This is a genomic window from Arthrobacter subterraneus, from assembly GCF_900099735.1.
Taxonomy (GTDB): Bacteria; Actinomycetota; Actinomycetes; order Actinomycetales; family Micrococcaceae; genus Arthrobacter_D; species Arthrobacter_D subterraneus.
In genome coordinates this window covers 1-7,206 of sequence record NZ_FNDT01000045.1, presented here as the reverse complement: position 1 = coordinate 7,206, position 7,206 = coordinate 1, and the positions used below count along the sequence as shown (strand labels likewise).

Here is a 7,206-nt window from a genome sequence, read left to right as displayed (position 1 = left end):
TTGAACGGGAGGCACTGAGAATCGGGGGTGAACCTGATCGATTCTCATGAAACAAGCACCATAAACTGCACTGAAGATAACCGCGGGCAATGGCGGATCGAACGGGCCAAGCTCGAGGACTACATTGCCGAGGCCTACACCCGCACCGCAACGGCACTGCAACGCGGCGTTAAGATCGGCGATGACGACGCAGAGTAGGACATCGAAGGCTCGAATCTGCTCTACTTTTCCTCCGGTCGGGCGGGCCTGACCGCGCTGCGCCACACCCAGCCCTCCCGGTGGATCTTGATCTTGGGTTCGAAGAACCAGATTCGGATCGCCGTGTCCGTCCACGCGGTCGCTTCGGCCCGTATCAGGTACGCCTGGGACGGGTAGCGGATCCACGCATACACGCGCCGTGCCGGCTGGAACTCGCGGGCAGGGTGATGCTCGAGATCGACCTCGGCCGCGGTGAGCATCATCGGCTCCTCACGCATCACGAAACGCTCAATCCACTCATCCAACAGCCGGTCATAGTAGGCCCGGTACCTCTTGTTCTCACCCACCACCGCCGCCTCTCCGCCGCCGCACGCTGCACGCCGTGGGCGAACATTCTTTCCTCCTGCAACAAGCGATCAGTAAGCTGGTGTCACACCATTTCCCCCATTTGGTGTAAATGCGGAGGGTTTTCGAGACTCAATCCTCCATGTGCCGGTAACTGTGCGTGCCCCCCATGCGCGCAGCTGCCGGCACCACTCATTTAAGCCGTCTGCTTCATCTTTAAATTAGAACACGTGTTCTATCCCTTGGAGTGGCGGCATTCTTACAATGCTGAGGGTGCACCGCACATGGTGAGGCGCGGGGCCGAGCTGGACAAAGCCGTTCACAGGAGCCGGTGCCCCCGGTGGCGTGGTTACCGGCCTTCGGTATGCTGCGAATGCGCCTTCAGTCGGGGGGCGTGGGGATTATTGGCGATGGCGCCGCGCAGGTTGCCCGTTCAGTTGGCGGTGAGCCAGGTGATGGCTTCGGTTTCGGTGAGGAAGAACTGGGTGGGAGTGTCCGAGTTCAGTGCGAATGCTGCCATGACCCGGTCCATTGGGCTGTTGCCGAGCAGGGCTACGCGGGGCGCGCCGCGGGCGGTGAGGAACACAGCCCTGGCTCCGGCGCTGATGGATGTTGGTTGCCCCATGTCGACCAGCAGGCCCGGTGCGGGGGCTGCTGCTGGTGTGAGGGCGGTGATCGCGTCAGTGACAGCGTGCGCGTCGGTTTCGCTGATCGTACGCCCGGGTTGCCAGCGCACGCGGATGTAGCCGGCGGAGTGCAGTTGCAGCTGGAACGGATTCACCTGAGTGGCCTGCATCGGTGTGCCTTCATCGTGCGGTGTAGTGCGCCTGGGCCTGTGCCTGGGCTAGCTGTACGGGATGCGCGCACCGGAACCAGCGGTTGAGGGAGACCAAGACTTGGTGATTCCGACCCGTCGCATCCCCTTGGGATCCATTGGTGGTAACCCGAGCGTCGAATCAACGGTATGGCAAAGACAGGGTGGATCAGCGCTTGTTAGGTAAATCCTTCACCATTTCCATTCCATTCCTGCGCCTTTCTGTGGGGTCTCGGTGCCTACACGCAGTTGTCATCAAAGATGACGCGGACGTTCGCGAGCTCGTCGCTGAACCCTCAGGGAAACAGCCCCTGATCTGTCATACGTGTCCCAGCAAAACAACTAACTCCGAGCCGAAAGGTGCTGTTGCCCACTGGCCAGAAATGGAAGGTTTGAGGAGGATAGTTAGTGACAGGTAGCGCCCGGTCCGAGACAGCCGGCGTATCTGCCGCAGCGTTGACTTCTCCAGCGCTAGGTGGGCGGGACCGTTTCACTCCTGACAGGAACGGCCCCGCCCGGCAGTACACCCTGGCCACCGTAGGTTACCCGTCACTGTTACTGTCCTGAGGGTTTTGATCAGACACGTTCACACACCGGGATCAGATTGATGCAGCGTCCGAGCGCCGGGATCAGAGTACTGGCATCTGCTTCGGGGCGCGACCGTGTAACCATGCCGCCAGAACCACGTCGATGCGGCCAATTGTCGAGGGATCGCTTGAGGGCTCCCAATTTCAGGATTGTAGCCACGGCCGAGCAGTCCCTTGCCGTCGCGATGCGAAAGGGAATTCTTGGCGTCCAGGGTGGAGTCTCAGGAGTCGAAGTGGGTGCTCGCCGGTTTGCCGGAGATTGCTTCCACGAGGCGGTCTGCCACGGTCCGGAGCTTGAGGTTCTGGTGGTTGGAGGCTCGAGCCAGGATGTCGAAGGCTTCCTGTTGTGTGCACCGGTTTTGGGCCATGATCGCTCCGACGGCCAGATCGATGCTGGTCCGTGAGCGCAGCGTTGCCTCCAGGTCTTCGACTTTTTCCGCGTGCGCGGCGACCCGCACTGCCAACTGCAGGGCACGGCTTGCTTGTTCGGCGTACACTTCGGCGATTTCGACGATGTCCGGAGTGAAGGTGTCTGGTTCCTTGGCGTAGAAGTTCAGCGCGGCACCTCCGTTGCCTCCGATGAATACCGGAACGCCCAGCATGGAGTAGTACCCGTATTCCTGTACGGCGGCGAAGTAGTCCGGCCAGCGTGTGTCGGTGCGGGTATCGGCCACCACGGTTGTTTGCTGTGTGGCGATGGCTTCCAGGCACGGGCCTTCATCAAATCCGTACTGGATCTCATCGAGCTTCCGGGCTTCATCGCTGCTGCTGGCAACAGTCGTAGCCTTCCGCTGCCGGACGAGTGTCACACCACAGTGGACAATCACGCCGTCCCCGATGATCTTCGAGGAGAACACCGCCAGGTCCTCCAGGAAACGATCCGCATCCTCGCTGCTGATCAACAGCTCCTGCAGCTGCTCCGCCATCGAAGCATTGACGTTCATTGGTTGCACTCATCAACTATAAATTAGAAGGTAAAGCAGAACCTTCGAAAGGATGAGACGATGACGACCGGCACGGTGAAATGGTTCAACGCTGAGAAGGGCTTCGGTTTCCTCAGCCCGGACGACGGCAGCCCGGATGTTTTCGCGCACTATTCGGCCATTCAGGCCCGCGGTTTCCGTTCCCTGGAGGAAAACCAGAAGGTTGAATTCGAAGTAACCCAAGGCCCTAAGGGCCCGCAGGCCGAGAACATTCAACCTCTCTAAGATTCCGGCACGGCCTTGTGGGCCTACTGGCTTTCGTGCGTCTTGAGCGCATAATCAGCTGTAGCGGGTGGTGTCTTCCCATTCGCCCGGCACTGAACTGTTCAGCGCCCTCTGGGAGCCGTCGACGCCCTCCACACCTCGGCGGCTCCCTCCAGAGGCCACTGATGCCGACCGTTTCATGACATTGCGCGGATACGCCGGTCGAGCTCTTCCAGATCTTTGATGGCAGCGTTGAGGAGCCGTTGTCCCTGCTCGTCCATAGGGCTGGGACCTTCGTATCGGCCCCGGATTTCTTCGACCGTGGCCACTAACTCCTGGCGAAGGAATTGGAGATTGGCGGCAAAAGGGTCCGTTTCGGCTGGCTGCGCACCCAGCTCTGTTGTCTTTGTCAGCTGTTTCATGCTGTCGGCCCCAGGAACGGAGCGGCCAGTGGATCAACGCGCAGGTCCGGATCCCACAGCACTTCGCTTTCCACCTCGACGATGAATTCCGGGACGTATCGCCCGATCAGCACCATGCCCTGATAGTGCATTGCGCTTTCATGCATGATCCGGCCGATCTGCTTCTCCTCAAGCAGGGCACGGACCCACGAGTCCCCGAGCGGTTCCACGAGGTTTCTGGCGCACCAATACCGGTAGAAGCCATGGAAGCGGTCCGCAGGCACAATCGAACCGTCTCCGGCCCACAGGCAACACCCGGTATAGAACTCCTCAAAATGATGCGTCATGGTTTCGACTTCCCTCGTGCTAGCCGATACTCCAAAAACACGCCTCGTGCCGACGGTATCCACTTTCACTCCACCCCGCCAGTGCTCATGCCCTGAATCAACAGGGTGAGCGGTTTCCAAGGTACCGGCTCCCTTCACAGAACTAGCAAGCATGCTTAGTGTTGTGTGTAACAGCTTAGCCGTGAATGCGCGGCAGGCCGCAGGACCTTCCGATCCTTGGTAGGCCTGATCTAGCGGGAGGGTGTGATGATGCACATCAAAATGCGCACGGTGGTGCGACATGATCCGAAAGCTTCCCACTTCGTCGCCTATGTCGACGGGAACGCTGCCGGGCACTGCCACTATCAGCTCCACGGCAATCACGTGTGGGTCCTGTCCACGGTGATGGACCCTCGTTTCACTGAACCTGGTGTCGAGGATCTCCTGATCGAGGGGCTGCTCCAGGAGGTGCACCGCCGTCGGCTGGCGCTCCTTCCATACTGTTTGCGCACACGCACCTACCTGTCGAAGCATCATCGTTATCTGGCCCTGGTGCCACCTGCCGAACGGGGGAAGTTCCGGCACCTTGCCCAGTCCGCTCCCACCCATCCACTCAACCGGTAAAAGGAGAATCTGAAATGACTACTGCACGCGAACTTATGACCGGCGGTGCGGAATGCATCGGCGAGAATGAAACCCTTGAGCAGGCAGCACAAAAGATGAAAGACCTGGACGTTGGATCCCTGCCCATCTGTGGTGAGGACCAGCGACTGAAAGGTGTCCTGACCGATCGGGACATCGTCATCAAGTGCCTGGCCGAGGGATCCGACCCGCGGGCAACCAAAGCCGGTGATCTTGCCGAAGGCAAACCTGTCACTATCGGCGCCGACGACAGCATTGAAGAAGCCATCAAGACCATGGCCGATCACCAGGTCCGCCGGCTACCCGTCATTGACGGCCACGACCTGGTGGGCATGCTCAGCCAGGCCGACATCGCCCGGAACTACCCGGAAGAACGAGTCGGTGAACTGGTTGAACTGATCTCCTACTAGCACGGCACATCAGGGAAAGGTGAGTAAAGCATGGCTACCTGCGACACCTGCGGAAACGACTACGACAAGACCTTCACCATCAACAAGGCGGGGGAGACGGGAACATTCGACAGTTTCGAATGCGCCGTCCACGCGATGGCACCGGTGTGCGCCCATTGCGGCTGCCGCATCCTCGGGCACGGCGTCGAAGGCGGAGGTGAAATCTACTGCTGCGCGCATTGTGCCCGCCACTCCGGGCAGGAAGGCGTGGCTGACCGGGCATGAGATATGCCCCCTACGAGGACCGGACCGACGCCGGCCGCGCCCTGGCAGCAGAACTGAAACAGGAATCTAATATCGCCGACGCCCTGGTCTTGGGGCTTCCCCGCGGTGGTGTCCCCGTCGCAGCCGAAGTCGCACAGGTTCTCGACGCGCCGCTGGACATCGTCGTGGTCCGGAAACTCGGATTCCCCGGCCATCCCGAGACGGCGATGGGCGCCATCGCTTCGGTCGGCGGGACCATGGAACTGGTGCAGAACATGGACGTCATGGCACATCTGGACCGTGTTGAGGACGGCCAGACCCGCTACAAGGAGACCCTGGCCCGGGAGAAGGACGAGCTGCGTCGCCGTGACCGGGAATATCGTGCCGGCCGCACCCCATCCGAGGTGCGCAACCGGCACGTGATTGTGATCGATGACGGGCTCGCCACTGGAGCGAGCATGCGGGCCGCCGTCGCCGCGCTGAGCCCCCTGGGGCCGCGGCGGGTGACCGTCGCTGTGCCCATTGCATCGCCGCGGGCGGTAAGCCAGCTTCTCTCCCTCGTTGATGACGTGGTCTGCCCATGGCAGCCCGAGGACTTCCGCGCGGTCGGCGAGGGATACGTGTCGTTCGACCAGACGCAAGACGACGAGGTCCGGGCGCACCTGACCTGGGCTAACGATCCTGATGCTGCAGGAGACTGATGACTCAGGTTGAAGGAAGCACATGACCATCAAGGACGCAGCCCTACCCCTTGAGGATGAAGCGGATCTCGATCCGCTGCTGACCAGGATCGGCGACGCCCGTTACGTCCTCATCGGTGAGGCTTCCCACGGGACACACGAGTTCTACGCTTGGCGTGCCGCCCTGACTCGCCGCCTGATCGAGGAGCACGGTTTCTCCTTCGTGGCAGTTGAGGGGGACTGGCCCGACTGCTACGAGGTGAACCGTTCAGTCACGTTGGCTGACGGTGCGCCGGAGGACCCGGCGCAGGTACTGAACGGGTTCGACCGGTGGCCAACCTGGATGTGGGCCAACCAGGACGTCGTCGACTTCACACGCTGGCTCCGCGACCACAACACGCAAAGGCACCCGGAGGGCCGGATTGGATTCTACGGGCTCGACGTCTACAGCCTGTGGGACTCTCTACGCGCCACACTCAATTACCTGCAGGCCCACCAGCCTGAACACGTGGAAACAGCCCTTGAAGCCTTCCGCTGCTTCGAACCCTATGCCGAGGACCCCCAGTCCTACGCACGGTCAACCCGTTTGGTGCCCTCCGGCTGCGAACCGGAAGTAGTCAAACTTCTGACGCAACTACGATCAGATGCACCGACTCAGTCGGGCACCAACCGGAACGCCCGCTTCAACGCAGAGCAGAACGCCAGGGCAGCTGCCGGGGCGGAAGCCTACTACCGGGCGATGGTTGCGGGAGGCCCGGATTCCTGGAACATCCGCGACACCCATATGCTCGAAACGCTGCAGAACCTGATGAACCATCACGGTCCCGACGCCAAGTGCGTGGTGTGGGAACACAACACCCATATTGGAGATGCCCGTTGGACCGACATGTCCGAAGCTGGAATGGTCAACGTCGGTCAGCTGGTCCGTGAACAGCACTCCGAAGACGGAGTCGTGCTGATCGGTTTCGGTTCCTACCAGGGGAAAGTCCTCGCCGCCGACTACTGGGGCGGGGAAGTGGAAGCGATGACGATGCCGCCCGCCCGCGAAGGCAGCACCGAAGAGGCAATCCACCGGACGCTGGGCCAGCGGTCGGCCCTGTTCGTGTTCAAAGGCGATGAAGAATCATGGGCATCGCAATCACGCGATCATCGGGCCATCGGTGTTGTTTACACGCCGCACGCCGAACGGTGGGGCAACTACGTGCCCACGGTCCTCGACCGCCGATACGACGTCTTCCTCTGGATCGATGAAACAACCGCGCTCACCTCGCTGCACGGTATGGAACCAGCCGGCGGGGAACTGCAGACCTGGCCCACGGGAGACGAGGAACCAGTCCCCTAGAGCCGGAGGAATGGACACGTTAACGAAAGGA

At 61.1% G+C, this 7,206-nt stretch carries 12 protein-coding genes; 7 read left to right on the top strand and 5 right to left on the bottom strand.

Going from position 1 to position 7,206, the window contains the following annotated elements:
• The first annotated feature begins 27 nt into the window (after positions 1–27).
• On the top strand, positions 28–198 hold the full coding sequence (locus BLS52_RS18620; protein ID WP_175460240.1) for a hypothetical protein: 171 nt from the start codon (positions 28–30) through the stop codon (positions 196–198).
• 23 nt (positions 199–221) lie between these two features.
• Here BLS52_RS18620 and BLS52_RS18050 read toward each other — a convergent pair whose 3' ends face one another.
• The 3 genes from BLS52_RS18050 to BLS52_RS18040 all read right to left on the bottom strand — a co-directional run bounded on the left by BLS52_RS18050 (position 222) and on the right by BLS52_RS18040 (position 2,888).
• Positions 222–545: a hypothetical protein gene (locus BLS52_RS18050; protein ID WP_139186331.1), complete on the bottom strand. Its 324-nt coding sequence runs from the start codon at positions 543–545 to the stop codon at positions 222–224.
• A gap of 431 nt (positions 546–976) precedes the next feature.
• Complete coding sequence (locus BLS52_RS18045; RefSeq protein ID WP_090588562.1) at positions 977–1,339, bottom strand: DUF7793 family protein; 363 nt, start codon at positions 1,337–1,339, stop codon at positions 977–979.
• Between the two features lie 826 nt (positions 1,340–2,165).
• Entirely contained in the window at positions 2,166–2,888 is a 723-nt protein-coding gene (locus BLS52_RS18040; RefSeq protein ID WP_090588560.1) for a GAF and ANTAR domain-containing protein, read from the bottom strand.
• Positions 2,889–2,948: 60 nt separating this feature from the next.
• On the opposite strand from BLS52_RS18040, the gene BLS52_RS18035 reads away from it, so the two are divergent.
• Positions 2,949–3,152: a cold-shock protein gene (locus tag BLS52_RS18035; protein ID WP_090588558.1), complete on the top strand. Its 204-nt coding sequence runs from the start codon at positions 2,949–2,951 to the stop codon at positions 3,150–3,152.
• Between the two features lie 176 nt (positions 3,153–3,328).
• Here the strand turns inward: BLS52_RS18035 and BLS52_RS18030 are convergent, their stop codons facing one another.
• Together BLS52_RS18030 and BLS52_RS18025 are read right to left on the bottom strand one after the other, a co-directional pair.
• Positions 3,329–3,553 carry a hypothetical protein gene (locus BLS52_RS18030; RefSeq protein ID WP_090588557.1) on the bottom strand — a complete coding sequence of 75 codons (225 nt, stop codon included), beginning with the start codon at positions 3,551–3,553 and terminating at the stop codon, positions 3,329–3,331.
• Positions 3,550–3,879 carry a PDZ domain-containing protein gene (locus BLS52_RS18025; RefSeq protein WP_090588555.1) on the bottom strand — a complete coding sequence of 110 codons (330 nt, stop codon included), beginning with the start codon at positions 3,877–3,879 and terminating at the stop codon, positions 3,550–3,552. The genes BLS52_RS18030 and BLS52_RS18025 overlap by 4 nt, the downstream gene beginning before the upstream one ends.
• A 246-nt stretch (positions 3,880–4,125) precedes the next feature.
• Between BLS52_RS18025 and BLS52_RS18020 the strand changes: the two genes are divergently transcribed.
• The 5 genes from BLS52_RS18020 to BLS52_RS18000 are packed head-to-tail and all read left to right on the top strand — an operon-like array spanning position 4,126 to position 7,175.
• On the top strand, positions 4,126–4,482 hold the full coding sequence (locus tag BLS52_RS18020; RefSeq protein WP_090588553.1) for an N-acetyltransferase: 357 nt from the start codon (positions 4,126–4,128) through the stop codon (positions 4,480–4,482).
• Positions 4,483–4,496: 14 nt separating this feature from the next.
• Positions 4,497–4,910 carry a CBS domain-containing protein gene (locus tag BLS52_RS18015; protein ID WP_090588552.1) on the top strand — a complete coding sequence of 138 codons (414 nt, stop codon included), beginning with the start codon at positions 4,497–4,499 and terminating at the stop codon, positions 4,908–4,910.
• A 30-nt stretch (positions 4,911–4,940) separates the two neighbouring features.
• Positions 4,941–5,174: a hypothetical protein gene (locus BLS52_RS18010; RefSeq protein WP_090588550.1), complete on the top strand. Its 234-nt coding sequence runs from the start codon at positions 4,941–4,943 to the stop codon at positions 5,172–5,174.
• Positions 5,171–5,854, top strand: a complete 684-nt coding sequence (locus BLS52_RS18005) for a phosphoribosyltransferase (RefSeq protein WP_090588549.1) — start codon at positions 5,171–5,173, stop codon at positions 5,852–5,854. The genes BLS52_RS18010 and BLS52_RS18005 overlap by 4 nt, the downstream gene beginning before the upstream one ends.
• Positions 5,855–5,876: 22 nt before the next feature.
• The gene (locus BLS52_RS18000; RefSeq protein WP_090588547.1) at positions 5,877–7,175 is read left to right on the top strand and encodes an erythromycin esterase family protein; all 1,299 of its coding nucleotides are present in this window, start codon (positions 5,877–5,879) and stop codon (positions 7,173–7,175) included.
• Positions 7,176–7,206: the final 31 nt, after the last annotated feature.